The organism is Thalassococcus sp., assembly GCF_982780845.1.
This window is the reverse complement of the sequence record NZ_CEYADA010000005.1, coordinates 222,803-249,644: the sequence shown is the minus strand read 5'-3', so window position 1 is coordinate 249,644 and position 26,842 is coordinate 222,803. Positions and strand designations below refer to the sequence as shown.

Annotated in this window: 26 protein-coding genes; 15 read left to right on the top strand and 11 right to left on the bottom strand. The window is 57.7% G+C overall.

Annotated features, from left to right (window positions below; all coding sequences use genetic code 11):
* Positions 1 to 140: 140 nt before the first annotated feature.
* Genes fusA through rpsL form a run of 3 tightly spaced genes read right to left on the bottom strand, consistent with a single transcriptional unit; the run spans position 141 to position 3,137 of the window.
* A complete protein-coding gene (gene fusA / locus AC4FIA_RS08060) occupies positions 141 to 2,258 on the bottom strand; it encodes an elongation factor G (protein ID WP_490365423.1) in 2,118 nt (705 codons plus the stop codon).
* Between the two features lie 22 nt (positions 2,259 to 2,280).
* Positions 2,281 to 2,751 carry a 30S ribosomal protein S7 gene (gene rpsG, locus AC4FIA_RS08055; protein WP_103911228.1) on the bottom strand — a complete coding sequence of 157 codons (471 nt, stop codon included), beginning with the start codon at positions 2,749 to 2,751 and terminating at the stop codon, positions 2,281 to 2,283.
* Between the two features lie 14 nt (positions 2,752 to 2,765).
* Positions 2,766 to 3,137 (bottom strand): 30S ribosomal protein S12, encoded by a 372-nt coding sequence (gene rpsL, locus AC4FIA_RS08050; RefSeq protein ID WP_005862801.1) that lies wholly within the window; start codon positions 3,135 to 3,137, stop codon positions 2,766 to 2,768.
* Between the two features lie 481 nt (positions 3,138 to 3,618).
* On the opposite strand from rpsL, the gene AC4FIA_RS08045 reads away from it, so the two are divergent.
* Positions 3,619 to 4,422, top strand: coding sequence for a putative rhamnosyl transferase (locus AC4FIA_RS08045; RefSeq protein WP_490365422.1), 804 nt, complete (start codon positions 3,619 to 3,621; stop codon positions 4,420 to 4,422).
* Here the strand turns inward: AC4FIA_RS08045 and AC4FIA_RS08040 are convergent.
* Complete coding sequence (locus AC4FIA_RS08040; RefSeq protein ID WP_490365421.1) at positions 4,419 to 5,321, bottom strand: DMT family transporter; 903 nt, start codon at positions 5,319 to 5,321, stop codon at positions 4,419 to 4,421. The two genes, AC4FIA_RS08045 and AC4FIA_RS08040, sit on opposite strands and share 4 nt — an antisense overlap.
* Before the next feature lie 129 nt (positions 5,322 to 5,450).
* Here AC4FIA_RS08040 and parE point away from each other — a divergent pair, with 129 nt between their 5' ends.
* The gene (gene parE / locus AC4FIA_RS08035; RefSeq protein WP_490365420.1) at positions 5,451 to 7,409 is read left to right on the top strand and encodes a DNA topoisomerase IV subunit B; all 1,959 of its coding nucleotides are present in this window, start codon (positions 5,451 to 5,453) and stop codon (positions 7,407 to 7,409) included.
* A gap of 1 nt (position 7,410) precedes the next feature.
* Here parE and AC4FIA_RS08030 read toward each other — a convergent pair whose 3' ends face one another.
* Entirely contained in the window at positions 7,411 to 8,154 is a 744-nt protein-coding gene (locus AC4FIA_RS08030; protein ID WP_490365419.1) for an AbiU2 domain-containing protein, read from the bottom strand.
* A 135-nt stretch (positions 8,155 to 8,289) separates the two neighbouring features.
* Here AC4FIA_RS08030 and AC4FIA_RS08025 point away from each other — a divergent pair, with 135 nt between their 5' ends.
* On the top strand, positions 8,290 to 8,976 hold the full coding sequence (locus tag AC4FIA_RS08025; RefSeq protein WP_490365418.1) for a hypothetical protein: 687 nt from the start codon (positions 8,290 to 8,292) through the stop codon (positions 8,974 to 8,976).
* Positions 8,977 to 9,026: 50 nt separating this feature from the next.
* On the opposite strand, the gene AC4FIA_RS08020 is transcribed toward AC4FIA_RS08025, so the two are convergent.
* From AC4FIA_RS08020 to AC4FIA_RS08000, 5 genes are all read right to left on the bottom strand, one after another.
* Positions 9,027 to 9,224, bottom strand: a complete 198-nt coding sequence (locus tag AC4FIA_RS08020; protein WP_490365417.1) for a CsbD family protein — start codon at positions 9,222 to 9,224, stop codon at positions 9,027 to 9,029.
* A gap of 87 nt (positions 9,225 to 9,311) precedes the next feature.
* Positions 9,312 to 9,791 (bottom strand): DUF6505 family protein, encoded by a 480-nt coding sequence (locus tag AC4FIA_RS08015; protein WP_490365416.1) that lies wholly within the window; start codon positions 9,789 to 9,791, stop codon positions 9,312 to 9,314.
* A complete protein-coding gene (locus tag AC4FIA_RS08010) occupies positions 9,788 to 10,489 on the bottom strand; it encodes a biotin/lipoate--protein ligase family protein (RefSeq protein WP_490365415.1) in 702 nt (233 codons plus the stop codon). The genes AC4FIA_RS08015 and AC4FIA_RS08010 overlap by 4 nt, the downstream gene beginning before the upstream one ends.
* Entirely contained in the window at positions 10,486 to 11,553 is a 1,068-nt protein-coding gene (locus AC4FIA_RS08005; RefSeq protein ID WP_490365414.1) for an Mrp/NBP35 family ATP-binding protein, read from the bottom strand. Before AC4FIA_RS08005 ends, AC4FIA_RS08010 begins: the two co-directional genes overlap by 4 nt.
* Positions 11,554 to 11,559: 6 nt before the next feature.
* Positions 11,560 to 11,748, bottom strand: coding sequence for a DUF6494 family protein (locus AC4FIA_RS08000; RefSeq protein WP_103911219.1), 189 nt, complete (start codon positions 11,746 to 11,748; stop codon positions 11,560 to 11,562).
* Between the two features lie 112 nt (positions 11,749 to 11,860).
* On the opposite strand from AC4FIA_RS08000, the gene AC4FIA_RS07995 reads away from it, so the two are divergent.
* The gene (locus tag AC4FIA_RS07995; RefSeq protein ID WP_490365413.1) at positions 11,861 to 12,601 is read left to right on the top strand and encodes a hypothetical protein; all 741 of its coding nucleotides are present in this window, start codon (positions 11,861 to 11,863) and stop codon (positions 12,599 to 12,601) included.
* A gap of 26 nt (positions 12,602 to 12,627) precedes the next feature.
* Here AC4FIA_RS07995 and AC4FIA_RS07990 read toward each other — a convergent pair whose 3' ends face one another.
* A complete protein-coding gene (locus tag AC4FIA_RS07990) occupies positions 12,628 to 14,592 on the bottom strand; it encodes a 4Fe-4S binding protein (protein ID WP_490365412.1) in 1,965 nt (654 codons plus the stop codon).
* 150 nt (positions 14,593 to 14,742) lie between these two features.
* On the opposite strand from AC4FIA_RS07990, the gene AC4FIA_RS07985 reads away from it, so the two are divergent.
* The 11 genes from AC4FIA_RS07985 (at position 14,743) to AC4FIA_RS07935 (ending at position 26,841) form a co-directional block, all read left to right on the top strand.
* The gene (locus AC4FIA_RS07985; protein WP_490365411.1) at positions 14,743 to 15,330 is read left to right on the top strand and encodes a DUF3305 domain-containing protein; all 588 of its coding nucleotides are present in this window, start codon (positions 14,743 to 14,745) and stop codon (positions 15,328 to 15,330) included.
* The gene (locus tag AC4FIA_RS07980) at positions 15,320 to 15,973 is read left to right on the top strand and encodes a DUF3306 domain-containing protein (protein ID WP_490365410.1); all 654 of its coding nucleotides are present in this window, start codon (positions 15,320 to 15,322) and stop codon (positions 15,971 to 15,973) included. Before AC4FIA_RS07985 ends, AC4FIA_RS07980 begins: the two co-directional genes overlap by 11 nt.
* Complete coding sequence (locus tag AC4FIA_RS07975) at positions 15,973 to 16,584, top strand: TorD/DmsD family molecular chaperone (protein WP_490365409.1); 612 nt, start codon at positions 15,973 to 15,975, stop codon at positions 16,582 to 16,584. Before AC4FIA_RS07980 ends, AC4FIA_RS07975 begins: the two co-directional genes overlap by 1 nt.
* A 109-nt stretch (positions 16,585 to 16,693) precedes the next feature.
* Positions 16,694 to 16,882 (top strand): twin-arginine translocation signal domain-containing protein, encoded by a 189-nt coding sequence (locus AC4FIA_RS07970; protein WP_103911215.1) that lies wholly within the window; start codon positions 16,694 to 16,696, stop codon positions 16,880 to 16,882.
* Positions 16,883 to 16,971: 89 nt separating this feature from the next.
* Complete coding sequence (locus AC4FIA_RS07965) at positions 16,972 to 19,869, top strand: formate dehydrogenase subunit alpha (protein WP_490365408.1); 2,898 nt, start codon at positions 16,972 to 16,974, stop codon at positions 19,867 to 19,869.
* Positions 19,870 to 19,883: 14 nt separating this feature from the next.
* On the top strand, positions 19,884 to 20,477 hold the full coding sequence (gene fdh3B / locus AC4FIA_RS07960; RefSeq protein WP_488050388.1) for a formate dehydrogenase FDH3 subunit beta: 594 nt from the start codon (positions 19,884 to 19,886) through the stop codon (positions 20,475 to 20,477).
* Positions 20,478 to 20,622: 145 nt separating this feature from the next.
* A complete protein-coding gene (locus tag AC4FIA_RS07955; RefSeq protein ID WP_490365407.1) occupies positions 20,623 to 21,828 on the top strand; it encodes a formate dehydrogenase subunit gamma in 1,206 nt (401 codons plus the stop codon).
* 3 nt (positions 21,829 to 21,831) lie between these two features.
* On the top strand, positions 21,832 to 23,133 hold the full coding sequence (locus AC4FIA_RS07950; RefSeq protein WP_490365406.1) for a c-type cytochrome: 1,302 nt from the start codon (positions 21,832 to 21,834) through the stop codon (positions 23,131 to 23,133).
* Complete coding sequence (locus tag AC4FIA_RS07945; RefSeq protein ID WP_200813225.1) at positions 23,130 to 23,285, top strand: hypothetical protein; 156 nt, start codon at positions 23,130 to 23,132, stop codon at positions 23,283 to 23,285. The genes AC4FIA_RS07950 and AC4FIA_RS07945 overlap by 4 nt, the downstream gene beginning before the upstream one ends.
* A 322-nt stretch (positions 23,286 to 23,607) precedes the next feature.
* Positions 23,608 to 26,076, top strand: a complete 2,469-nt coding sequence (locus AC4FIA_RS07940) for a TonB-dependent receptor (RefSeq protein WP_490365405.1) — start codon at positions 23,608 to 23,610, stop codon at positions 26,074 to 26,076.
* 81 nt (positions 26,077 to 26,157) lie between these two features.
* Entirely contained in the window at positions 26,158 to 26,841 is a 684-nt protein-coding gene (locus AC4FIA_RS07935; RefSeq protein WP_490365404.1) for a Fe2+-dependent dioxygenase, read from the top strand.
* The last annotated feature ends 1 nt before the right edge of the window (position 26,842 follow it).

Here is a 26,842-nt window from a genome sequence, read left to right as displayed (position 1 = left end):
CAATCGTGCCAATGTTGCAGTGCGGCTTGCCGCGCTCAAACTTTTCCTTTGCCATGATATTGGCTCCTTACTTCAGAGTTGCGGTGCGCCTAAAAGCACACCCTACGTGGTAGGGTGCGTGGTCTCCCACGCACCGCTCCTTATGCGTATTTCGCTTGGATCTCGTCAGAGATGTTCTGCGGTACCGGGTCGTAATGCGAGAACTGCATCGTGAACTGCGCGCGGCCCGAAGACATGGAACGCAGTGTGTTGATGTAGCCGAACATGTTGGCCAGCGGAACGTTCGCGTCGATCGCGATGGCGTTGCCGCGTGGTTCCTGACCGGAAACTTGACCACGACGGGATGTGAGGTCGCCGATGATACCACCTGTGTATTCTTCAGGCGTGATAACTTCGACCTTCATGATCGGTTCCAGCAGCTTCGCGCCAGCTTTCTTCATGCCTTCGCGCATACACATACGTGCAGCGATTTCGAAGGCCAGAACGCTGGAGTCAACATCGTGGAACTTACCGTCGATCAGAGCAACTTTAAAGTCGATCACAGGGAAGCCAGCCAGCGGGCCGCTATCCATGACCGAGTTGATGCCCTTTTCAACACCCGGGATGTATTCTTTCGGAACAGCACCACCAACGATGCGGGATTCGAACGAATAACCTTCGCCCGGCTCTGTCGGCGTGATGATGAGTTTAACCTCACCGAACTGACCCGAACCACCAGACTGTTTCTTGTGGGTGTATGTGTGCTCGACTTCGTGGCTGATTGTTTCACGGTATGCCACCTGCGGCGCACCGATGTTCGCTTCAACTTTGAATTCGCGCTTCAGACGATCGACCAGAATGTCGAGGTGAAGTTCGCCCATGCCCTTCATGATTGTCTGACCGGACTCGAGGTCGGTTTCGACACGGAAGGAGGGGTCTTCTGCCGCCAGACGGGCCAGACCTTGGGACATCTTCTCTTGGTCGCCCTTTGTTTTGGGCTCGACCGCGATTTCGATAACCGGATCCGGGAATGTCATGGTTTCCAGAACGACAGGCGCTTTCGCATCACAGAGTGTGTCACCGGTTGTCGTGTCTTTCAGACCCGCCAGCGCGATGATGTCGCCTGCAAATGCTTCTTCGATCTCTTCACGGTTGTTGGAGTGCATCATCATCATACGACCGATGCGCTCCTTCTTACCTTTGGTCGAGTTCAGAACGGTGTCACCCTTGTTCATTTTGCCCGAGTAGATACGGGTAAATGTCAGCGAACCAACGAAGGGGTCGTTCATGATTTTGAACGCCAGACCCGAGAACGGCATGTCGTCATCCGCACGGCGTGCGATGTTACGTTCTTCGTTTTCGTCACCCGGTTCAAAGCCCATGTAATCAACAACGTCGAGCGGGCTCGGCAGATAGTCGATAACTGCGTTCAACAGAGGCTGTACGCCTTTGTTTTTGAACGCGGAACCACCCAGAACAGGAACGAATTCCAGCGCCAGAGTACCTTTACGCAGCAGCGCGCGGAGCGTCGGAACGTCCGGTTCGTTGCCTTCGAGGTATTCCATCATAGCCTCTTCGTCCTGCTCGACAGCAGCTTCGACCATTTTTTCGCGCCATTCGTTGGCCATGTCCTGCAGCTCGGGACGGATGTCGACCTGAACCCAGGATGCGCCAAGGTCTTCACCCTTCCACAGCCACTCTTTCATGGTGACCAGGTCCAGCAGACCTTCCAGCTCGGATTCTGCACCGATCGGAATACCGACGGGAACAGCACGCGCGCCTGTACGGTCTTCAATCATGCGAACACAGTTGAAGAAGTCAGCGCCGATCTTGTCCATCTTGTTGACGAACACGATACGCGGAACCTTGTAGCGGTCAGCCTGACGCCAAACGGTTTCTGTCTGGGGCTCAACACCAGCGTTGGCGTCCAGAACACAAACCGCGCCGTCGAGAACGGCCAGCGAACGCTCAACTTCGATGGTGAAGTCAACGTGTCCGGGTGTGTCGATGATGTTCAGACGGTGCTTCGGAGTATCGGCTGTTTCGCCGTCCTCTGTACGCTCCCAGAATGTTGTTGTCGCAGCCGAGGTGATCGTGATGCCGCGTTCCTGTTCCTGCTCCATCCAGTCCATGGTGGCTGCACCATCGTGCACCTCACCGATGTTGTGGGATTTGCCGGTGTAGTACAGGATGCGCTCGGAGCAGGTTGTTTTACCCGCATCGATGTGCGCCATGATACCGAAGTTGCGGTAATGATTGAGCGTATATTCGCGTGCCATTGGATGTAGTCCTAAGCCAAGATTACCAGCGATAATGGCTGAACGCTTTGTTCGCGTCGGCCATTTTGTGAGTGTCTTCACGTTTCTTGACAGCTGCACCGCGGGACTGAACAGCGTCCAACAGTTCGCCAGCAAGGCGTTCTTCCATGGTGTTCTCGTTGCGTGCGCGGGACGCGGTGATCAGCCAACGGATGGCCAGAGCTTCGCGACGCTCGGGGCGGACTTCAACGGGTACCTGGTACGTCGCACCACCAACGCGGCGGGAACGAACTTCGACCGACGGTTTGATGTTGTCGAGTGCTTCGTGGAACACTTCAACGGGTGCGCGTTTGATTTTGCCTTCAACGCGGTCAAGTGCGTTGTAGACGATGCGTTCGGCTACGGATTTCTTGCCATCGATCATGAGGTTGTTCATGAACTTGGACAGAACGCGGTCACCAAACTTGGCGTCGGGCAGGACTTCGCGTTTTTCAGCGGCGTGACGACGGGACATATTCTATAATCCTCTTACTTCGGACGCTTAGCGCCATACTTGGAGCGGCGCTGTTTACGGTCTTTAACGCCCTGGGTATCCAGAACACCACGCAGGATGTGGTAGCGGACACCCGGAAGGTCTTTCACACGGCCGCCACGGATCAGAACAACAGAGTGTTCCTGCAGGTTGTGGCTTTCACCCGGAATGTAGCTGATGACTTCGTAACCGTTTGTCAGGCGTACCTTCGCAACTTTCCGCATCGCCGAGTTCGGCTTCTTCGGTGTTGTTGTGTATACGCGTGTGCAAACGCCACGCTTCTGCGGGCATTGCTCAAGATGCTGCGACTTAGAGCGCTTTACTTTGGGCTGCCGCGGCTTGCGGATCAGCTGTTGAATGGTTGGCATTCCGGTTCTTTCCCCGTGTAGCTCACATATGTGTGCGCAGAAGTGGCCTGCGCGGGTTTCTCGTAAGGCGCCCCCACGCGTCCGTGAGGTCACCGGTGTATCTGTCTCGCGCCCTGGACAGCGCTTGCGGCACATTTCGGTGCGCCGCGACCGGGTTTTAAGCGTCGACAAATGTCAGACGACGCAAAAAACCGCATGCGTCCCCTTTGTCCAGGGAACGACGCGGGGTATTCCAGAGGATCGGGATGTTGCCATCCGGATCTTGACCGCTTCGGTTCTGTAAATGCTCGGGGTACAGAAAGCCCCGAACGGATGCGGCGCGTATATGAGGAGTCGCACACCTTGTCAACACTCGTGAACCGACAGTTATAGACCGGTCATTTTCCGCCGTATCTGCGCCTATTTAGTCGGGTTGCGCGGGATTGCATAGCCTGACAATCTTGGTTCCGGACATATCGTAAGGGTGCGGAGGTTTCACAAGGTGCAGGTGATCGGGTTTTGCCGCTTTTCCTATCCGGCCGAAGGCGGGTTTCAGGTGGAACACCCCACAATCGAAGATCGCATTGCCTATCTCTATTCCCAAGACCGGCTGGAAGAACGGTTCCGCCATTTCGAAGGCATCTGCCTACCGTCCCTTTTGAACCAAACCGATCCCGACTTCACCTTTGTCATTCTTATAGGGGATCAACTGCCTGATGCGTATCGCGACCGTTTGGAAAGCTTGGTCGCCGGATTGAAAGATGTGCGCATCGTAGCACGCCCGCCCCTGCCCCATCGGAAAGTCTGTCAGCAGGTTCTGAACGAAGCCCGCACCGATATCAAAGAGCCGTGCCTGCAATTCCGCCACGATGACGACGACGCCATCGCTTTGGATTTCGTCGCCACACTCAAGCAGGCTGCGCAGGATTGTCAGGCTTTGGCCCAGACCCACGGGTTGGTCGGCTTTGATTGGAATCGAGGGTATGTCGCCCGTCCGGATGCAAAGGGCATTTGCGCCGAGGAAGTCGTTCATCCCTACTGGGGTGTGGCGCAGGCTGTGGCGGTACAGGGCAAAGTGCGCCGCTCGATCATGAACTTCGGGCATCAAAAGCTGAACCAGTTCATGCCGACCGTCACATTTACAGACCGTCCGATGTACGTTCGCGGGCACAACGACCACAATGACTCGCGCCAAGGCAAACACGTAAAGCCTGTCACCCTGCCCCGACTGTCCCCTGATCAGGAACAAGACTTCCGCGATCTGTTCGCCATCGACGCAGGCGCAATCCGCCGCCTGTTCGCTTAAAGCCCAGCGGCCTGGATTTTCCGCAAACGCCGCCGCAGCTGTGCTTCGCGCCACATGGTAAAGACACCCGTCGCCACAATGATCGCCGCCCCGATCAAGGTCAGGTTGCCCGGCCAGTCATCAAACACCACAAAGCCAAGGATCAGGGCCCAGACCAGCCCAGTGTACCGGAAAGGCGCCACATGGCTGACCTCGCCCACGCGCATGACCAGCACACTCAGGAAATAGCCCACACATATAAAGGCCGCCGTCGCGCCAATCAGCGCCCATTCACGCCCACTGATTGCCAGCCAGTCTTCTTGCAGCCCTAGAAGGCCTGCAAAAACGGTGACAGATACACTTGCCGCGATGGTCACGAACAGTGACGGCACCGACGCCGAAATCCGGCGCACCGTCAGGTCGCGCAGGGTGACAAAGGCCACCGCAATCAGGCCATAGACCGAAAACAGATTGAATCCCTCTGCCCCCGGCTTGACGATCAGCAGCATGCCGCAAAAGCCGACCGCAATCGCACCCCAGCGCCGCCACCCGACGGCCTCTCGGAAAAACAGCGCGCTTCCCAAGGTCACGGTCAGCGGCAACATCTGCAAAAGCGCCGTCAGGTTCGCCAACGGCATATTCATCAGTGCGGTCAGGAAAAAGAAGGCCGCCCCGACCTCGGCAAACGACCGCACAGCGATCAGCATCGTATCCTTGCGCGACAGGTTCGGCCACCGCACACCAAAGAACCGCGCCAACAACAGCAGGAACAGACTCGCCATCACCCCGCGCAGGAACAACACCTGCCCCAGCGGCAGCGTCTTACCGACCAGCTTGAAACACGTATCATTCAACGTAAATGCCGCCATGGACAGCGTCATCAACAACGCACCACGGGTGTTTTCGGAAATCGCCTGCATGTCGGTAGCTCCTTGGACCGCACTCTGACGTCCCCAACCGCAGAATCGCTGTTGAACCCGTCTTGCCCTGCCCTTCACCAAATGGTCTAATCGCGCGCAATCAACAGACCAACAGAAAAAGAGCAGCCCATGGCCGACGATCTTCTTACCGGTGCGGAACCGACAGACTACGATGCATCCTCGATCGAGGTGCTTGAAGGTCTTGAACCGGTTCGCAAACGCCCCGGCATGTATATCGGCGGCACCGATGAACGGGCGCTGCACCACATGGTCGCTGAAATCCTCGACAACTCGATGGACGAAGCGGTGGCAGGCCACGCCAACCGGATCGAGATCGAGCTGCACGCTGACTATGCCATTTCCATCCGCGACAACGGCCGTGGTATCCCGATTGATCCCCACCCCAAGTTTCCCGACAAATCCGCGCTTGAGGTCATCCTCTGTACGCTCCACGCGGGCGGCAAATTCTCGGGCGATGCGTATGAGACATCCGGCGGCCTTCACGGCGTGGGTGCCTCTGTTGTGAACGCCCTGTCGGACTCGATGGTCGTGCAGGTCGCGCGGAATAAAGAAGTGTTCGAACAGCGTTTCTCGCGCGGTATCCCGCTGGGTGGCGTTGAGAAGGTCGGCGCAGCGCCGAACCGTCGCGGCACGCAGGTCACGTTCCACGCGGACGAAGAAATCTTTGGTCATCACCGCTTTAAACCGGCCCGCCTGTTCAAAATGGTGCGGTCCAAGGCCTATCTGTTCTCGGGCGTGGAAATCCGCTGGAAATCCGCCATCGATGATAAGGAAACTCCGACAGAGGCGACCTTCCACTTCCCCGGCGGTCTGGCGGACTACCTGACCGAAACGCTGGGCACGGCGACGACATACTCGGACCAGCCCTTTGCCGGCACCGTGGACTTCAAGGAAAAGTTTAACACACCTGGCAAAGTCGAATGGGCCATCAACTGGACGCCGTCGCGCGACGGTTTCATCCAGTCCTACTGTAACACTGTCCCCACGCCCGAAGGCGGCACGCACGAGGCGGGCTTTTGGGCCGCGATCCTGAAAGGCATCCGTGCCTACGGCGAACTGGTCAGCAACAAGAAAGCCAGCCAGATCACCCGAGACGATCTGATCACAGGCGGCTGCGCGTTGGTGTCCTGCTTTATCCGCGAACCGGAATTCGTGGGCCAGACCAAGGACCGCCTTGCCACGACCGAGGCGCAGCGTCTGGTCGAAAATGCTGTGCGCGACCACTTTGACAACTGGCTGGCCTCCGACACCAAATCCGCGGGCGCGATCCTTGATTTCCTTGTGCTGCGCGCCGAAGAACGCCTGCGCCGTCGTCAGGAAAAGGAAACCGCCCGCAAATCCGCCACCAAGAAACTGCGCCTTCCGGGCAAGCTGACGGACTGTACCGCCAAGAACCGCGAAGGCACCGAATTGTTCATCGTCGAGGGTGACTCGGCCGGTGGTTCGGCCAAAGGCGCGCGGTCCCGCGAAACACAGGCGCTTTTGCCGCTGAAGGGTAAGATCCTGAACGTTCTGGGGGCTGCTTCGAACAAACTGTCGTCCAACGCCGAAATCCGCGACCTGTGCGAGGCGCTGGGTGTCGGCATGGGTACCAAGTTTAACCTTGATGACCTGCGCTATGACAAGATCATCATCATGACCGATGCGGACGTCGACGGCGCACACATCGCGTCACTGCTGATGACCTTCTTCTTCACCCAGATGCGCCCCCTGATCGACCAAGGCCACCTCTATCTGGCCTGCCCGCCGCTTTATCGCCTGACCCAAGGCGCGAAGCGCATCTACGTGGCCGATGACGCCGAAAAAGAAGAAATGATGGAGCGCGGTCTGGGCGGCAAAGGCAAGATCGACGTACAGCGCTTTAAAGGTCTGGGCGAAATGGACGCGAAGGACCTGAAAGAAACGACGATGGACCCGAAAACACGCAAACTGATCCGCGTGACCATCGACGAGGACGAACCCGGCGAAACCGGCGATCTGGTGGAACGTCTGATGGGCAAGAAGCCTGAACTGCGCTTCCAGTATATTCAGGAAAACGCTCGGTTTGTTGAGGAGCTGGATGTTTAGATCAGCTTTCGAAATTCCAATTTCGTGACGTGCGCTCACTCAACCAGTTGGGCAATTCCGGCTCTTGATAGTCTTGCGCTAACTCAATGCTCTTAGAGGCAGCCCTAAGCCTGTCTCGTTGCGCAGCAATTTCTAAGTTTCCAAGATATAAGGTTTCTAGAAATTTGATTTCATCCGTTTCGAAAGAAGATATGATTTCAAACGAAAGGTGGGTATCCAAGTGCCTCTGTGCAAACACGAAAAAAAGATGGGCAATTGCTTCAAGAGAGGCTTCAACATCTTTTCGGCTTCCCATTGGCAGTATTGCTGCTTTTTTACGAACACCCAAGTTATGATGAGCAACTTTATTATCAACTAAATGCTTGGCAAATTTAGTTTTTTTGATGCAAACTTTTTTCAGTGCAGCTAGCTCTTGCTTATGCTCGGGGAAACTGTAATGGACCAATTTATCCAGACACAGACGAGAGGTCGGGCCCGCGCCTCTCATAGTCTCGGTCAGCCTACGAAGGCGAAGAAGCGTCATATCATAGAACATTCGGCTTAAAACTAATGCCACGGGGCCTGACACGGCATTCAGTAAATCAACGCGTTCCTCGTTTTGTGCAAAGAGCGAACGATACATATCCCAAGCATACAACGTGTTGAAAAAATCATTTAGGAGAAAAGTGTAAGTTTCTCCAAGAGTGTCTCCTAACACTGAGCAGTTTCTTGTAAGTGCTTTTTCAAAGTTCAAATATTCAGACATAAACGTTCTTTCAAATTTTTCTGATTTTCACTCCAATTTTTAAAATTGTCTATGTGCAGGCGAATGACGACTTTTGCTCCGCGCCTACAAAGAAGACCTCTGGACACTGCTTCATAATCCCGCAAATGTCCGGCCATGCGCGCATTGTTCCTTTCCGCCACTCTTGTCCTGACCGCCTGCTCGGGCCGTCCCCTGACACAGAATGAAATCCTGTTCACAGAAGCTATGGCGGGTGATCAGATCGACCCTGCCCCTGTCCGTTTTCACGACGGGCATTTCGCAGGCAGCTACATCACCTCGCTTCCCGTGCGGCCCCGTCTGACCTGTCAGGAACGCATTTTTGCCCCTGTCAGCGGCGACGAGATCGAGGTCTCGCCCGGTGCGATCACGCTGTTCAATGACGTCTACTATCGCGAAGACCTGTATATCCCCGATTATCTGCCTAACTGGCCGAAAGAGGTGCACGTCTATGCCGCCATGCTGTTTGCACATGAGATGACTCACGTCTGGCAATGGCAGAACCGCGCGCGGACCGGATACCACCCCGTCAAAGCCGCCGCCGAACACCAGCGCAGCGATGACCCCTATCTGTTCAATCCGGACACAGAGGGCGCATTTCTGGACTATGGCTTTGAACAACAGGGCGCGATTGTCGAGGAATACGTGTGCTGCCAGTTGCTGGACCCCGACGCCCCCCGAACCGCGCGGCTTGAGGCTATGATCGCAAAGGCCATGCCGATCCAGCGTTTGCGCGATGTGCTGGATGTAGAGCAGGTGATCCTCCCGTGGAGCGGGGCCGAGCCGGAAGGTATCTGCAGATAGCAAAAAGGCGGGGAAAATCCCCGCCCTTTCTTTAGGTTCTGATAAAGAGGTCAGATGCTGTCGACAAACTTGTCGACCTCTTTCTTGGCCTCTTCTTTGGTCTTGCCGTACTTGGCCTGAATTTTACCGATCAGCTGCTCGCGATCGCCTTTGGCCTCTTCGATTTCGTCGTCGGTCAGCTCGCCATACTTCTCGCGCAGCTTACCTTTAAATTGTGTCCAGTTACCTTGAATTTGGTCCCAATTCATAGCCGTAGCTCCTTGATCTGTGTTTCATAAAACAAACGGATCAGGGGCGAATTGGTTCCAATTACTTCGACAAAGACGGTTACGCGGTTATTCGTCCAGATCAGCGTGAACGGCGAATTGACCCAGATCGGCGGTCTGCCCTTCGATGGCGCGGAAGGCCTCTTTGACGCCCGCCTCTGTCAGTTCACGGGCGACGGTCAGCACGGTGTTGGGATCAAATTCCTCGCACAGATCAATCATCTCATTGATCTCGGCTGCAGCCACACCACGGGCGGCTTCCACAGACGGCGCGCCGTAGATGTCGACAAAGTGCTGCGACAGGCCGTCGATCAGGGCGGTGCGTTCGGCCTCTTCGATGCGGGTCACCGCCACGAACGTGACGCGGCCAAAGGTTTCGATCCCCAGCCAGCCGTTGGAAAACGCCTGACGGGTTTTGCCCACCAGATCGCCTTCACCGAAATTCGAAAACTCGAACCCGCCGGAAATACACCATTCGCCAGTGCGGGCCGGTTTGGCAAAAACCCGTGTGTCGCTTTCGTCGAAGTGGATGGCACGTGCGAGTTTCATGGTGTCTCCAATAGATCAGTCAACGGCACAAGGCGCGTGCCTTCGCCGGTTTTCACCAGCATTCCAAGCTGTTCGTCCAGCCCGAGGAATGTGCCGGAATGGCCCGATTGTTCAACCGCGTCGCCCATCCCGTACACAAGTCCGGAATATTCGCGGTGCAACGGGGCGATGCCGTCCTGTTCCCAAATGTGTAGATGTGTCAGCAGATGGCGGGACCAGCTTTCAAGCACGTCCAGCGGCATCAGATCTCCGCACCCTTCGGCGTAAAGGGCGGTTTCATCCGGCGTTTCGCCACCGTCTGTGGAATCCGAAACAAACCGCAATGTCAGGCCAATCACCATCCAGTCGGGCGGGTTGTCGTTATCGCCGCCTGCCGCCACGATCCGCAATTGACCGGCCTTGGCGCCGTTGACATGGATCACGCCCCCCCACCCCAGTTGCAACGCAACCTCGGGCGGTGCGACTGTACCCACCGCATTTTGCAGGGCGACCCCCGCCAACGGCAGCATGATTGCCGCTTCGGGCAGTGCCACCTCGGGTGCCAGCACCAGTGCCGCCAGAAGGTCTGGCGACACCGGATCGTACAGGACAAGCCCAGCGTCACACCCGTCCTGTGCAGCTTTGACAGCAGCAGCGAACGGATCACCTGCAACAGCGCGGCCCGTCAGAAGCGGTGGGAAACTGAGCTCTTCAATCATGCGTGGTCGTCCTTGATCAGGGCCTTGGCCACGTCACGGAAGCTTTGCGCCTGCGGGCTGTCGGGCTTCGACACGACAATCGGTGCGCCACCATCGGACGCGGTCCGGATATCCAGATGCAGCGGAATTTCCGCAAGCAAAGGCACGCCCAGTTTTTCAGCCTCGGCTTTAACGCCACCATGACCAAACACATGTTCCTCGTGTCCGCAGTTCGAACAGATGTGCGTCGACATGTTTTCGATCAGGCCGACAATCGGCACTTTCATCTGGTTGAACATGTCGATGCCGCGGCGCGCATCCAAAAGCGCAACGTCCTGCGGGGTCGAAACCACAACAGCGCCGTCGACAGCGAACTTCTGGCTCAGGGTCATTTGAACGTCGCCCGTGCCCGGCGGCAGGTCGATAATCAGCACATCCAACGCGCCCCACTGAACCTGGTTCATCATCTGCTGCAACGCGCCCATCAACATCGGACCACGCCAGATCACAGCCTGATCCTCGTTGGTCATCAGACCGATGGACATCATTGTCACGCCGTAGTTGCGCAAGGGAAGAATGGTTTTGCCATCAGGCGATGCCGGCTTGCCTGACACACCCAGCATGCGCGGCTGGGACGGGCCGTAAACGTCAGCATCCAAAAGACCAACGCGGCGCCCTTCTGCGGCCAAAGCACAAGCGAGGTTCGCGGAAACGGTGGATTTGCCTACGCCGCCCTTACCCGAGGCAACGGCCAGAATGCGATCAACACCCGGAACCTTTTGCGGGCCTTGCGGCTGCGGGCGGCTACCGCCCTTCAGATCCGGCGGCGGTTTGGGGGCGGAATGGGCGGTCATGACAACCGACACCTGTTCAACACCTTCCATGGCCTTGACCGTAGCTTCTGCCACATCACGCACGACCTTATAGTTTTCGGCCTTGTCGGGATTCACCTCTAGCACAAAGCGGACGGTGCCGCCGTCAACTGTCAGCGCCTTCACCAACCCGGCCGAGACGATATCCGTGCCCGAGACCGGATCATCGATTGTTTTCAGCGCGGCATTCACCGCGTCACGTGTCAAAGTCACGATAAATTACCCTTTGATTTGTCCGCTGACGGTATGTTCGAATTCCAATCCGTCAATGGTCAGAACGACCTTGGCTTCATAGGTTTTGCCCTCGGGCCCGCCATCTTTGCGCACGGCGTCTTCAATCGCCTGCTGGGAAGTGACCCCAACCTGTTTCAGGAACTTGCGCATCGACATGTTGAATTCGTCGGTCATCAGGAACTCCGTTTTTCTGGGGCCTTAGCGTGGTTCACGACCAAGGCATTGACGTGTCTAGGGCAGCGCCCCTACGCTTGCAACGGGGCCAACCCATCGGGGAGGAGACCAGATGCGGCGTTGGATAGCACTTGCAGTTGGTATGGTTTGCGCCACCGCATCCGTTGCACAGGATGCGGACAAAACCTTTCGACTGTCCATCCCGGACAGTCTGACAGAGACCGGCTTTCCGCAATATCTTTTGCCCAGATTTTCGCTGAAAACCGGCACGCGTATCGAACGTGTCGGCCCTGATGACGCGGCTGATGCTTCTTTTGGCGACACAGGACGCGCGGCCTTTGCCGATGCGAACCATGTCTGGAGCATGGAGGTAGGCGACGACCCCGACGCAAAGGCCTTTGCCGAATGGCTTTTCTCGGCGGTCGGTCGCAACACCATCGACAGCTTTACCGTAGATGGGGACACGCCGTTCAGTTCCACAGTCAAAGAGGAACGACAGGTCGTCGAACTGAGCTTTGACGGTGATGCCAGCAAAGGGGCGGACCTGTCGCTGGCCTTGTGCGGGCGGTGCCATGTGGTGAGCGAAGCAAACCGGATGAAGGCCATCGGATCGACGCCATCCTTCAAAGTGTTGCGTGCACTGCCCGACTGGGGCGACCGGTTTCAGGCCTTTTATGCCCTGAACCCGCATCCCGCGTTCACACAGATCGCGGACGTCACGCCGCCCTTCGACATTTCGCGCCCTTCGCCCATCGCGCCGGTGGAAATGACGTTGGACGATCTGGACCACATTCTTGCGTTCGTTGCCGCCGAAACGCCTGCTGATCTGGGCGCTCCGATCGAAAGCCGCTAGAGTTTGTTCCGCGCCTGAGGCGTCCATCAGTGATCGCGCCGCTTTGAGGGGCCGTTGTTCAGATAGTCATCCGTGGTGCGCGGTCTGCGCGGCTCGCCCATCTGGAACGGATTGTTGTTGGAATGGAACTGCGCCCGAACCCGACAGTCGTCGCACATCTGGATCATCTTCAAAGCATCGGGGTTGTTGAACATGGCGTTCGTGCCAGCCAGCTTTTCGGAAATACGCTCGATCGTCGATTTCACCCCAAAGAGCGATCCACATTCGATGCAGGCAAACGGCTCTTCTTCGTTCAGGACCTGTTGGGATAGTGCATTGTCCTCAAGATTCATGCGCGGCTGAAGCGTGATCGCTTTTTCCGGACAGATATTGCTGCAAAGCCCGCACTGCAGGCACGCGTCCTCTTGGAACAGCAACTGCGGCTTGTCGGGATTGTCCCCCAACGCACCGGACGGGCATAGCGACACGCAGGACAGGCAAAGCGTACAGGCATCCGTATTCACCAGAACGGCCCCATAAGGCGCGCCTTCGGGTAGATCCAGAACGCCACCTTCAGGGTTCAGCGCCTTGGCTGCGACGCGGGTGACCTGACGGCGTGTGCCAATCGGCAAGGCGGGCGTTGCAACGGCTGGTCCGGTTTCCACGTAAAGCACATCGCTCAGCGCGTCAGGATCTGTCGGATCAATCAGATCCACGGGGTTACCGCCTGCCAAAGCCTTGGCCAACGCAACCTGGTTTTCCAAAGTCTCACGGTCTGATTTCGGCGCTAGCAACACAGTAACGCCCGCAAAACCAGCGCCCAAAGCTGCCAGCATCTCGGCATGGCCGAAACCTGCCAAGGCGCTGACCGACATCGGGATCACATCGGCAGGCAATCCGCGACCATGACGCGCCGCCAGTTCAATCATCTCTTGCCCGAAATCCTCGTCATGGACCAACAGGCGCGGCGCACTGCCCCCTGCTTTCCGGTAGGCCCGCACCAACGTGTCGATACGTCGGAACAGCGCCGACACTGGCGGGGCGTCATAGGTGATCGCGCCGGACGGGCACAGCGCGGAACACGCGCCGCAGCCTGCACAAATCATCGGATCAATCGCGATATGATCCCCATTGGGTGTCAAAGCACCGGTCGGACAGGCATTCAGGCAGTTCGAACAGGCGACCTTTTCGGCCCGCGAATGGGCACACATCGACGGCTCAAGCCTCACATAAAGAGGCTTTTCAAACGTGCCGACCATGCGCATCGCCTGCGCCGACGCCTCGGCCACAGCAACCGGATTTCGCGGATCGGCGCGTAGGTATCCATCGCGTTTCTCATGCGCCGGAAACAGCGGATTGCCCCCTGACAGATCAAGGATCAGATCACACTCGGCCTTGGCCCCGTTTTTCGGCGTCGAAAACGAAAACGCCCCGCGACCACCGGGCAAAAGGCTTTGGAAACTGTCGATACGTGTTTCGAACGCCCCGAGCGATCCGGTCGCACGGGAAAGCTTGCCCCGAACGATATCAAACCGCCGATCAGACGGCGCGTCGGTGTCGTCCAGTTGCAGGACCGTGATTGCCAGATCTTCGCAAAGGGACTGGGCTGCTGCGAATGCAACCTCACCGTCGCCAATGATCAAACATGTTCCTTCTGATGCGACGTCCACGGTGCGCTCGGCCGGAATATCCAACAACGCGTCAGCAATCAGGGCTGCCTGTTTGGGGCCTGCCCTTTTGCCCTCATCCGACCAGCCGGCGCGATCACGGATATCGATGCACTGCGGCGGCTCGGCATCCAGCTCTTCTGACAGCATCTCAAAAAAGGCGCGTTCCTGCCCGCAGGCGATGATCACATCCCCCTTGGCGATTTCCTGCGCCGCGCGCTCGGATTCCTGCTGGCAAAGATTGGTATAAATCCGCCCCGCCGATAACTCCGTACCATCTTTGATGGCATCCAAATCGACGTTTTGAGTTGCCATACAATCGCACAGCAATATTCTCTTTGACATCATGTTCTCCACGGTCAGCACAGGGCAGTACACAGGAAGATGCGTCACGCGGCCCGATCTTTCAAATGCAGAATTAAATTTTCTGCCGAAAATAGTATACAAGACCGCCGAATTTTGCTGTTATTGTGGACGAAACGCTAGGGAGGAAGCGTGTCAAACCACGAAAAAATAAGCGAAAGCTTGGACTTGGGCGTCATCGTGCGCAGATCCAACGGGGTGACTCGTTGGCAGCGCACCGTTTGGACCCCAGTCGCAATTCTCCCTAAAGCTGAACCAGCCAACTGGCGTGTATTGCGTCAGGACGGCGACACGGTTGAATACCACGCCGCGACACTGCCGCTGACGTTGTGGCGCAAGGAATGCGAAGCGTATCGCGTGGCGCTGACCGATCCCAATCCGGGCGTCTATGTGGTTATGCGCGAAGATGACCGCGATCCGGATTTTCCATATCAGGTTCATCTGGTCACCGCCTCGCCGCATGAGGCTGCGCTGTTTAACGAAAGCGGCGATGAAATCGTTGAAAAAGTCCCGATGCCCGAGGGCGTGATTGCTTGGGTCGCGGGGTGGATCAAGGATCACTACGTCGAAGAGACCTTTGTGAAACGCAAGCGCCGCCGCCATTTTGGCGATCCCGATCAGGATGGACTTGGCGATCCGCGAATTTCGCAAACCACCGATGTTTACAGGGCCCCCACAGGTCAACGACACGTAGATAAGGAGGCAGGAAATGGCCTCTGATTTCTGGTCCAGACGCAAGGCAAAGGTGGCTGAAGAACAGGCGGTCGAAGTGAAGGCCGCCCACGAGGCGGTCATCGCCGAACAGCACAAGGCGCTGGAAGAAAAAACAGACGCCGAGATTTGCGAAGAGTTCGGATTGCCTGATCCTGACAGCCTTCAACCCGGCGACAACATAGTTGCCTTCATGCGTGATCAGATCCCCGAGCGGATCAAACGCCGTGCGATGCGGGCCCTGTGGCGGTCAAACCCTGTTCTCGCCTGTTTGGACGGTCTGAACGACTACGACGAGGATTACACCAATCTGGTGACGGACATGCCCGGCGTTCCGACCAGCTACCAAGTCGGCAAGGGTCTGACCGCGCATGTCGAAGAACTGCAGCGTCAGAAAGAACTGGCGGAAGGCGGGCATACGGAAACCGCCACGGACTCTGATCCTGAAGCAATCGCCCTGACAGATGCAGACGATCAAGACAGCACCACAGCCGCCGATGACGCGGGTATACAACAGGAAATTCATCCGGAAACCGAGGATACGACTAAGGTCGTAGTGGCTGGATCGGAGACCGACATACAATCTGATAATGAACTGCCTGCCACTGTACGACCACGGCGCATGCAGTTCGTCTTTGACGAGGACACTTGATGACCCAGACCGCGACCCAGCCAGTGCAGGTAACGGAAGAAGATCGCCTTCGGGCCGATCTGTACAATTTCTTGGGGCTTCTTCTTGCGTCGCCGCCTGATGAATTTCTGCTGGCGCAATGTGTGGGCCTATCCGGTGACGACACCGATCTGGGCCAGGCCATTGGCCGTCTCTCCGACTGCGCCAAGACGACCAAGCCGAAACAGGCCGACCGCGAATTCAACGCGCTCTTCATCGGACTGGGACGTGGCGAACTGCTGCCTTACGCCAGCTACTACCTGACCGGCTTTCTGAACGAAAAGCCGCTGGCGACCCTGCGCTCGGATCTGTCTGCACGGCGGATCACACGGGCGCAGAATGTGTATGAACCTGAAGACAATATCGCCACCCTGATGGAGGTTATGGCGGGATTGATTGTGGGGCGTTTTTCCGAACCTGCGACGCTGGACGACCAGAAGACCTTCTTCAATCGTCATATCGGCCCTTGGGCTGGTCACTTCTTTGCAGATCTCGAAAAAGCCAAATCCGCGATGCTGTACAGCGCCGTGGGTTCGGTCGGGCGCGCGTTCATGGAGATCGAACGCGAAGCCTTCAGACTCGCGTCGGCGTAACCGGCGCTTAGTTGGCCCCGACGGGGTCAAACACAAACTTGGGGGGCCAAGGCAAGGTTGGCCCGCTGAAATCCATCCTTCGGGATGACCATCTAGGGGAGGCTTTGAAATGTCAGAGCAAAACAAGACCGACGAAGGGCGCAGAAGCTTTCTGAAGCTGGCGACCGCCGCCGCACCGGCAGCTGCTGCTGTCGTGGCAAGCGGCCAAGCCGCCGAAGCATCGGTTGAAGATACCGCCAAAAGCGGTCTCAGCGATACGGCGCACACCCGCGCCTACTACGCATCGGCACGCTTCTAAGCGCAGCCCAAAAGACCCGTGTCGCGCCATGACGCGCGCCGCGTAGCCAGCATCAAAGGGGTTAACCCTGCTAGCATTCGGAGGGAAACATGCTCAGGAAAAAGACCAATACGGTCACGAAACGAGCGCAGCGTACGGGCCTTATGGCCGATGTTGCGAACTCGTCCGTCGACCGTCGCGCGTTCTTGCGCGGCTCAGGTTTGGCGATTGGCGGTCTTGCCGCCATCAGCGCCACCGCAGGTTCTGTTACACAAGCCAGCGCTCAGCAAGCCGTGAACGGCGCGGTTGAGACGGTAAAGTCTGTTTGTACCCATTGTTCTGTCGGCTGTACTGTTGTGGCCGCAGTGTCGAACGGTGTTTGGGTCGGGCAAGAGCCCGGCTTGGACAGCCCGTTCAACCTTGGCGCACACTGCGCCAAAGGTGCGGCGGTGCGTGAACACGCACACGGAGAACGCCGCCTGAAGTATCCCATGAAAAAAGAAAACGGCGAATGGGTCCGTATGTCGTGGGAAGACGCCATCAACGAAATCGGCGACAAGATGCTGTCGATCCGCGATGAAAGCGGCCCTGACTCGGTCTATTGGCTGGGTTCGGCGAAATCGAACAACGAACAGGCATACCTGTATCGTAAGTTTGCCGCTTACTGGGGTACGAATAACATCGACCATCAGGCGCGTATCTGTCACTCGACCACGGTTGCGGGCGTTGCAAACACATGGGGCTACGGCGCCATGACAAACTCGTACAACGACATCCACAACAGCCGTGCGATCTTTATCATCGGTGGCAACCCCGCCGAGGCGCACCCTGTGTCCCTGCTTCACGTGCTGAAGGCCAAGGAACAGAACAACGCGCCGCTGATCGTCTGCGACCCGCGTTTCACACGCACCGCAGCCCACGCCGACGAATATGTCCGCTTCCGTCCGGGTTCGGACGTTGCCCTTGTTTGGGGTATCCTGTGGCACATTTTTGAGAATGGCTGGGAAGACAAAGAGTTCATCCGCACCCGCGTGTGGGGCATGGACCAGATCAAGGAAGAAGTCGCCAAGTGGAACCCCGAAGAGGTTGAGCGCGTCACCGGTACGCCGGGCTCTCAGCTCGAGCGGGTTGCGCGTACGCTGGCCAACAACCGTCCCGGCACCGTGATCTGGTGCATGGGTGGTACCCAGCACACCAACGGCAACAACAACACACGCGCTTACTGTGTGTTGCAGCTGGCCCTTGGCAACATGGGTGCAGCCGGTGGAGGCACAAACATCTTCCGTGGTCATGACAACGTACAGGGTGCAACCGACCTTGGCGTTCTGGCCGATACCCTGCCCGGCTACTATGGCCTTGCAGCTGGTTCGTGGGCCCACTGGGCACGCGTCTGGGAAGAAGATCTGGACTGGCTGAAAGGCCGCTTCTCGCAAGCTACCTTCTCTGACAAGGGCAAGGACGACGTTCCAATGATGAATATGACCGGTATTCCGGTCAGTCGCTGGATCGACGGTGTTCTGGAAGACAAGGAAAACATCTCTCAGCCCGATAACACACGGGCGATGGTGATGTGGGGCCATGCGCCGAACTCGCAGACGCGCATGACCGAAATGAAAACGGCGATGGAAAAGCTGGATATGCTGGTCGTGGTTGACCCTTATCCGACTGTCTCGGCGATCATGCAGGACCGCACCGATGGAGTGTACCTGCTGCCGGCCTGTACACAGTTCGAAACCTACGGCTCTGTGACCGCGTCCAACCGGTCGCTGCAGTGGCGTGAAAAGGTTGTCGAGCCGCTGTTCGAGTCCAAGCCTGACCACGTCATCATGAAGCTGTTTGCGGACAAGTTCGGTTTCTCGGACCGTATCTTCCGCAACATCGAGGTGAACGGTGACGAGCCGCTGATCGAAGACATCACCCGCGAATTCAACCGCGGTATGTGGACGATCGGGTACACAGGTCAGTCGCCCGAACGTCTGCGCCTGCATATGGCAAACCAGCACACGTTCGACCGCACCACGCTTAAGGCAAACGGCGGTCCCGCCGATGGCGACTATTACGGTCTGCCGTGGCCAAGCTGGGGCACACCCGAACTGAACCACCCCGGTTCGCCGAACCTGTATGACATTTCGAAACCGGTCGCTGACGGCGGCATGGGCTTCCGCGCACGCTTCGGCGTTGAGCGGGATGGCGACAACCTTCTTGCGGAAGGTGTGGCACCTGTCGGTTCCGAAATTCAGGACGGTTATCCCGAATTCACCATGCAAATGCTGATGGATCTGGGCTGGGATGGTGACCTGACCGACGAAGAGCGCGCAGCAATCGACGCTGTCGCAGGACCCAAGACCAACTGGAAAACCGACCTGTCGGGCGGCATCCAGCGCGTCGCGATCAAGCATGGCTGTGCGCCTTACGGCAACGCCAAAGCGCGCGCGGTGGTCTGGACGTTCCCGGATCCGGTGCCGCTGCACCGCGAACCGCTCTACTCGAACCGTCGCGACCTTGTGGCCGATTATCCGACCTACGAGGACAAGAAGTTCTGGCGTCTTCCGACCATGTACAAGTCCATTCAGGAGAACGATTTCTCGCAAGAGTTCCCGATCATCCTGACATCGGGCCGACTGGTCGAATACGAAGGCGGCGGCGACGAGACGCGTTCGAACCCGTGGCTTGCTGAACTTCAGCAGGACATGTTCATCGAGGTAAACCCGCGTGATGCGAACAACCTTGGTGTGCGTGACGGGGCGATGGTCTGGGTCGAAGGCCCTGAAGGCGGTAAGGTCAAGGTCATGGCGATGGTCACCGAACGTGTGGCTCCCGGCGTGGCGTTCATGCCCTTCCACTTTGGTGGTCACTGGCAAGGCGAAGACCGCCGAAGCTATTACCCCGAGGGCGCAGACCCGTATGTCTTGGGTGAATCCACAAACACCGCCCAGACCTACGGCTATGACTCGGTCACCCAGATGCAAGAGACGAAAGCGACTCTTTGCAAAATCGTAGCAGCGTAAGGAGGAGATGACTGATGGCACGCGCTAAATTTCTCTGTGACGCCGAACGCTGCATCGAGTGCAACGCTTGCGTCACCGCTTGTAAGAACGAGCATGAGGTCCCCTGGGGCATCAACCGCCGCCGTGTGGTCACCATTCAGGATGGTACACCCGGCGAACGGTCGATCTCGGTGGCTTGTATGCACTGCTCGGACGCGCCTTGTATGGCCGTCTGTCCTGTAGACTGCTTCTACCAGACCTCTGATGGTGTGGTTCTGCACTCGAAAGACCTGTGCATCGGCTGTGGTTACTGCTTCTACGCATGCCCCTTCGGCGCGCCGCAGTACCCGCAGGCTGGCAACTTCGGTTCCCGCGGCAAGATGGACAAATGTACATTCTGCGCCGGTGGTCCCGAGGCTGACAACAGCACCGAAGAGTTCCAGAAGTACGGTCGCAACCGGATTGCAGAAGGCAAACTGCCGATCTGCGCCGAGATGTGTTCCACCAAAGCCCTGCTGGCCGGTGACGGCGACGTGGTTTCCGCGATCTATCGCGAACGCGTTGTTGCCCGTGGCTTCGGAACAGGTGCTTGGGGTTGGGGCACAGCCTACGACCAGAAAGACGGCTAAGCCGCTCTTCCATTAGAAACTGCCAAAGCCGGTCCAGCATCGGCTTTGGCCCACACCGGGCAACAGGCCCCCATTTGCATTCTCAGTGCGCCCCGCCAACGCGATGCGGCGCCCTGCCCGCCCAAATTCTGCCAATGAGGATCGCATGAAAACCTTTCTGCACCTGTTTGTTGTCGTATTCGCCCTCAGCCTCGGCCTGCCTGCCGCAGCGCAAGAGGCTGGCACCGATACTGTCCCTGCCGCATCAGTCACCCCGACTTTGGAAGACATCCTGCGCCGTCAGGAAGGTCTTAAGGTAGACGACAGCGCCCGTGCGGAACTGACCGGTCAAGAGGTCGATCCCTCTGCGGCCTCGCAAAGCCCGCTCGGCACCCTTGGCGGTGCCTCTGACAGTGACCTCTGGCGCGCGCTGCGCTTTGATGACGGCGATATCACAACGCAATCCCGCTCGCCTGCGGCGGGCGTACTGGTTCAAGACAGCGGCATGGCGTGGCTTCAATTCCGCCAAGGCCCGCTGATCCAATACGGCAGTTACCTGTTGCTTGGCACAATTGCCCTGCTTGCGGTTTTCTTCCTGATCCGTGGTCGCATCCGGATCGACGGCCCGATCACCGGCCAGAAAATCCTGCGCTTCACCAACTGGGAACGCTTTGGCCACTGGATGCTTGCCGGTTCGTTTATCGTACTGGGCATCACCGGCCTGATTTCCTTGATGGGCCGCAAATTCCTGATCCCTACTTTCGGTCACGAAGCCTTTTCGACAATCGCGATTGCGTCGAAGTGGGTGCACAACAACATAAGCTGGGCCTTTATGGTCGCATTGGTGATGATCTTTGTGATGTGGGTCGTACACAACCTGCCTGACCGGACAGATCTTAACTGGATCTTGAAAGGTGGCGGCATCTTTAGCAAAGGGCACCCACCCGCCAAGAAATTCAACGCCGGTCAAAAGCTGATCTTCTGGTCCGTGATTGTTTTTGGCGTCTCGATTTCTGTGTCCGGCCTGTCGCTGTTGTTCCCCTTCGAAATCAACCTGTTCGCCCCGACATTTGCCAAGCTGAACGCTTTGGGCGTACCCGGCTGGTTCGGCATGGCGCCCCTGCCCACCGATCTGGCCCCGCATCAGGAAATGCAGCTATCGCAACTTTGGCACGCGATTGTCAGCTTTGGTCTGATGGCGATCATTCTGGCGCACATCTACATCGGCTCAATCGGGATGGAAGGCGCGTTTGACGCCATGGGCGATGGCGAGGTCGAAGTCGCTTGGGCGAAAGAGCACCATTCGATTTGGGCGGACGAAGTTCTGTCGGAAAAGGCGCAAGGTAAGGAAAGCGCCACGCCCGCCGAATAACCGATGCGTCGCATCGCACTGATCGCCGCGTTAATCGCGTCCTCGGTTTCGGCCGAGGACAGCTATTACACGCTCGACGGTCACGGCGGTCCGGTGATGTCGGTGACGGTGTCCCCTGACGGGCAAATCGCAACTGCCAGCTTTGACAATGCTGTTGGTCTTTGGAGCAACCAAGAGCCGCACTGGTTTGACGGACACGAAGCTGCGGTCAACACCGTGGCCTTTGTCAATGAAGACACGCTCATATCGGCCAGCGACGACTTCACCGTCATCATGTGGAACCTGACCGACGGCAGCAAATCCGTTTGGGAAGGACACAAAGGCAAGGTGATGTCACTGGCCGTCAATCCCGATAAAACCCTGATCGCCAGTGCCAGTTGGGATGGCACGATTGGCCTTTGGTCGCTTGATGGATCAGGCCCGAGCTTTCTAACTGATCACGACGGGCCGGTGAACGACGTGGCCTTTTCTGCCGATGGGACACACCTCTATTCGGCCAGTGCCGACGGAAGCCTGCGGGTCTGGAATGTGGCGGACAAAGCTGAGATCACAAGATTGGTGGATCACGGATTTGGGCTAAACGAAATTGCCTTGGCGGCCGATGACGCTTGGCTGGCCTATGGGGCGGTTGATGGTGTCACGCGCATCATTTCACCTGACACAGGCGAGGCGCTGCGCGATCTATCCGCAGACCGGCGCCCAATTCTGGCACTGGAAGCCACCAAGACCACAGACAAAATCGCGGTCGGTGATGGCGAAGGCTATATCATGGTCGTGGATACCACGGACTGGCGCATCATTCAGGATTTCCGCGCCACAACACATGGTCCGATCTGGGGGCTCGCCTTTTCGACCGATGGCACATCCATTCTTGCCACTGGACTGGACGACAAGGTTCATTCATGGCCGCTTGCCGCCATCGATGACGCCTCCCCGATGGACACCGCCAACCGTAGTTTTCTGACCGATCCGGACGCGGTGCCGAATGGCGAACGCCAGTTCAAACGGAAATGTTCGGTCTGTCACACCCTGACCCCCGGCAGCGCACGGCGGGCTGGGCCCACGCTGTACGGGCTATTCGGACGTCAGGCGGGAACAGTTGAGGATTACACCTATTCCGATGCTTTGGACGGCTCAGACGTGATCTGGAACGAAGACACCATTGACGCCCTGTTCGACATCGGACCCGAGCACTATGTACCAGGTACAAAGATGCCCATGCAAAGGATCACCGGCGCCGAGGACAGGTCCGATCTTATCGCCTATCTGCGCCGTGAAACGGCACCCGAGGAGACACAAAAATGAAAGTCATGTTTACAGGTTTCGCAGCAGCAATTCTGATTGCGGTCGGTGCCTACTATGGCCTGCACGCCATCGGCTTCTCTTCCGCAGATACGACGGCCAGCCCGTCTGTCCGAGTCGGTGGGGCCGGACCGGAAGGTTCGTACCGCCCGTAAAGCGCCAGCCGCCCGCATACGGCGGCCGCCATTCGTTCAAATGATGCAGCAGCGCAACACTATTCGGTGGTTAAAGTGCTGCTGAATATCTTTGCAGACCCTTTAAAGACCTGACTTAACCGAACAAGCGCCAGCGTTTGGGCGTGCTTCTGCGCGTCAAATTTGTCAAAAAACCTTTACCTAATTCTTTTGATCAGGAATAAGGGCCGCGCTGAACCCGCTAGCCACGCAGATTCTCCTCCCGGAACTTGCCCGCCAGCTATTCCATAAAAATTCGGAATTGCAGCCTGTGCTGGCTGCTGTGTCTAGGGGGACATTCCACATGACTAAATCGCTCCGCATGCGGGGGGCGCAAACCTGCGCGCCCGCATCCGATCCACTTGCCCGCCGAACTGTTGCGCCTTTGGCGACCGCTTGTGCCGCTTCGCTTTTGGCAGGCTCCGTTGCCGCTCAGGACGCGACCGACGGCGTGATCGTTCTGCCGACAGTCGACGTGCAAACAACCGAAGCACCCGCGCCTGCCCCGGTCCGCAGCACACCCGCGCCGCGTCGCACAACGGTTGCGCGTCAGGCACCGGCAGCACCGCAGGTGTGTACACCTGAACTGGCAGGCACCCCTGTCTGTGCCGCAGAAGAGGCCGCAGAGGCAGAGCGCCTTGCAGCCGAGGCTGCTGCTGCAGAAGCCGCCCGTCAGGCAAGCGCAGGCACCAACCCGAACGCCGACCCTGATGCGCCGTTCAAAATCAACACGCTGACCAACTCGAAACTGATCGGCGACGTCGCGGATATGCCGCGCACAGTCACCGCGATCAGCAAAGAGACGCTGGAAACCACGCAAACAACCTCGATCCGCGAAATCGCGCGCCACACGCCCGGCATGTCCTTGGGCTTTGGTGAGGGTGGCAACGCGTACGGCGACAACATCTATATCCGTGGCTTCAAAGCCAACAACGACGTCTATGTCGATGGTGTCCGCGATCCCGGAACCTCGGTTCGCGAAACCTTCGACACCGAACAGGTCGAAGTTCTGAAAGGCCCATCCGGTTCTGTTGGCGGACGTGGCGCAACAGGCGGCACAATCAACATCGCAACGAAACAACCGCAAGACGTTGATTTTCAAAAGTATTCGTTGGAATTCACCAGCGCAGGCACGATCCGTACAACAGCGGACATCAACTTGGCCTATGATGACCGTCTGCAACTGCGGTTCAACGGCATGCGTCAGGAAGGCAATGTTGCCGGTCGTGACCATGTCTATGACAACCGCACAGGTCTTGCCGGTGCGCTGCGCTATAAACTGACTGATGCGATCACGCTGGACGCGTCCTATTCGTTCAGCGAATTCGATCAGATGCCCGACTGGGGTGTTCCCTACACAACCGCTGGCCCGAACGGCGCCCGTGGTCCGGTGACGGAATTCGGCGTCGACCGCAGCACGTTCTACGGCATCCCCGAACGCGACTTCCAGAAAGCGACGCGCCACGTCGCAACAGGTCGCCTGACATGGGACATCAACAACAACCTGAAACTGACGAACACGCTGCGCGCGTCTGAAACAGTGAACGACTACGTTCTGACAGCCCCCGGCAGCGTGACCGAAAACGGCTCGACCAACCCCGAGGACTGGACCACCGGCATTCGGGACAAGTCCAAATATCAGGTCACTGACGTTCTTTCGAACACCACCGAACTGTCCGGTCAGGCAGACTGGGGCGGCTATTCGCACAACTACGTCGCGGGTCTGCTGCTGCAAAAAGAATGGGTCATGACCGACGCCTATCCGGGTTCGACCGAAGACTATCCCACAGGCGCACGCGGCTGTACCGTTGACGTGGTTAATCCAAACCCTGACGTTTGCTTTGACGGCAATATGCCCGAGCGGAACTATTCCAAGACCGAAACAGACGTGACCACCGTGTCCGCCTATTTCTCGGACCAGATCGAGATCAATCCTCAGTGGATCGTGAACGCTGGCATCCGCGTTGACCACTACGACATCAACCGCGAAACCAGCGCCGGTGTGAACCTGTCGCGTACAGACACCATGTGGAACGGCAACCTTGGCCTGACATGGAAACCGCGCGAAGATCTGTCGATCTACGGTGCGGTTGCGACATCGACCAACCCGATGGGTCAGGAAATCGCGGCGGGCGGCGGCTATTATGCCGGTCTGGATGCCAACGGTGAAAACCTGAAGCCGGAACGTAACATCGCTTACGAAATCGGCGCAAAGTACGAACTGACAGATCACCTGCTGCTGACGGCAGCCCTGTTCCAGACCACCAAGCAGAACGCACGCGAAGACACTGGTCCCCGTGGTGCGCAGGTCACCACAGATACGCTGGAGTACCGTCTGCGCGGGATCGAACTGGGCGTCGCGGGTAAGTTTGACCGCGTTGGCCTTTATGGTGGTGCCGTCTTCATGGAAAGCGAAATCCTTGAATCGGTCACGTCAGACAACATCGGCAAAGAGCTCGCGACGATCGCACATCAGCAGTTCAACTTGCTGACAACCTATGACGTCAACGACCGCCTGATGCTGGGTGTTCAGTCCAACTGGAAAGGTAAGGTCAAGCTGGGCTCGCTTGCGCCCAACGACAACTTCCTGCCGTCCTACTGGAGCTTTGATCTGGTGGGCTCTTATGACCTGTCGGACAAAATGGACATTCGTTTCGGCGTCAAGAACGCCACAGACGAAGTCTATTACGACACCGCCTACCGCTCGGGCGAACCCTTCACCTACGTGGCTCCGGGCCGCGAGGCATGGGTCGCGCTGGATATGAAGTTCTAAGGAATATCCTTTCCCTCGGAGGCAGGCGGCATCCGTGTCGCCTGTTTCCATTTCCCCCCGTCTTTCAAACCGGAGCTGCCCATGCTGATCACGATCCCCAATGTCTTGACCCGCGACGAGGTCATCGAGTTTAGAAAGATGCTGGATGCTGCCGATTGGGACGACGGCAAAACCACCGCAGGTGCGCAATCCGCAAGCGTCAAAAACAATCGCCAGCTTCCTCCTACCGGCGATGTTGCGCAGGCTTTGGGGCAACGCATCTTACAGGCACTGACAGCCAATTCGCTATTTCTATCTGCGGCCCTACCCTCGAAAATTCTGCCGCCGATGTTCAACCGCTACGAAAGCGGCGAGACATTCGGCATGCACGTGGACAACGCGATCCGCGTGAACCCGTTGACGCAGGAACGTCTGCGCACCGATCTGTCGATGACAGTCTTCCTGTCTGATCCCGAGGATTACGACGGAGGCGTTCTGGTGGTCGAGGATCACTACGGCACCCAAGAGGTCAAGCTGCCTGCCGGTGACATGGTTCTGTACCCCTCGACGTCGTTGCATGAGGTGACGCCCGTCACAAAGGGTGCACGCGTGTCATCTTTTTTCTGGCTGCAAAGCATGGTCCGCGACAACGCCCAACGCACAATCCTGTTCGATCTGGATCAAACCATTCAGACCCTCGCCGGCCGCGCCGGTGCCGACGATCCCGAGGTCGTTCGCTTGACGGGTATCTATCACAACCTCATTCGCCTCTGGTCGGAGACCTGAA

Coding starts and splice junctions, on each gene's coding strand:
- AC4FIA_RS08020 (WP_490365417.1), bottom strand. CDS start 9,224: ATGAATTGGGACCAAATTCAAGGTAACTGGACACAATTTAAAGGTAAG.
- AC4FIA_RS07935 (WP_490365404.1), top strand. CDS start 26,158: ATGCTGATCACGATCCCCAATGTCTTGACCCGCGACGAGGTCATCGAG.
- fusA (WP_490365423.1), bottom strand. CDS start 2,258: ATGGCACGCGAATATACGCTCAATCATTACCGCAACTTCGGTATCATG.
- AC4FIA_RS07970 (WP_103911215.1), top strand. CDS start 16,694: ATGTCAGAGCAAAACAAGACCGACGAAGGGCGCAGAAGCTTTCTGAAG.
- rpsG (WP_103911228.1), bottom strand. CDS start 2,751: ATGTCCCGTCGTCACGCCGCTGAAAAACGCGAAGTCCTGCCCGACGCC.
- AC4FIA_RS07980 (WP_490365410.1), top strand. CDS start 15,320: ATGGCCTCTGATTTCTGGTCCAGACGCAAGGCAAAGGTGGCTGAAGAA.
- AC4FIA_RS07990 (WP_490365412.1), bottom strand. CDS start 14,592: ATGTCAAAGAGAATATTGCTGTGCGATTGTATGGCAACTCAAAACGTC.
- AC4FIA_RS08040 (WP_490365421.1), bottom strand. CDS start 5,321: ATGCAGGCGATTTCCGAAAACACCCGTGGTGCGTTGTTGATGACGCTG.
- AC4FIA_RS08000 (WP_103911219.1), bottom strand. CDS start 11,748: ATGACCGACGAATTCAACATGTCGATGCGCAAGTTCCTGAAACAGGTT.
- AC4FIA_RS07975 (WP_490365409.1), top strand. CDS start 15,973: ATGACCCAGACCGCGACCCAGCCAGTGCAGGTAACGGAAGAAGATCGC.
- AC4FIA_RS07940 (WP_490365405.1), top strand. CDS start 23,608: ATGACTAAATCGCTCCGCATGCGGGGGGCGCAAACCTGCGCGCCCGCA.
- AC4FIA_RS08030 (WP_490365419.1), bottom strand. CDS start 8,154: ATGTCTGAATATTTGAACTTTGAAAAAGCACTTACAAGAAACTGCTCA.
- AC4FIA_RS07950 (WP_490365406.1), top strand. CDS start 21,832: ATGCGTCGCATCGCACTGATCGCCGCGTTAATCGCGTCCTCGGTTTCG.
- AC4FIA_RS08010 (WP_490365415.1), bottom strand. CDS start 10,489: ATGATTGAAGAGCTCAGTTTCCCACCGCTTCTGACGGGCCGCGCTGTT.
- AC4FIA_RS07945 (WP_200813225.1), top strand. CDS start 23,130: ATGAAAGTCATGTTTACAGGTTTCGCAGCAGCAATTCTGATTGCGGTC.
- AC4FIA_RS08015 (WP_490365416.1), bottom strand. CDS start 9,791: ATGAAACTCGCACGTGCCATCCACTTCGACGAAAGCGACACACGGGTT.
- AC4FIA_RS07955 (WP_490365407.1), top strand. CDS start 20,623: ATGAAAACCTTTCTGCACCTGTTTGTTGTCGTATTCGCCCTCAGCCTC.
- AC4FIA_RS08025 (WP_490365418.1), top strand. CDS start 8,290: ATGCGCGCATTGTTCCTTTCCGCCACTCTTGTCCTGACCGCCTGCTCG.
- rpsL (WP_005862801.1), bottom strand. CDS start 3,137: ATGCCAACCATTCAACAGCTGATCCGCAAGCCGCGGCAGCCCAAAGTA.
- AC4FIA_RS07965 (WP_490365408.1), top strand. CDS start 16,972: ATGCTCAGGAAAAAGACCAATACGGTCACGAAACGAGCGCAGCGTACG.
- AC4FIA_RS07995 (WP_490365413.1), top strand. CDS start 11,861: ATGCGGCGTTGGATAGCACTTGCAGTTGGTATGGTTTGCGCCACCGCA.
- parE (WP_490365420.1), top strand. CDS start 5,451: ATGGCCGACGATCTTCTTACCGGTGCGGAACCGACAGACTACGATGCA.
- fdh3B (WP_488050388.1), top strand. CDS start 19,884: ATGGCACGCGCTAAATTTCTCTGTGACGCCGAACGCTGCATCGAGTGC.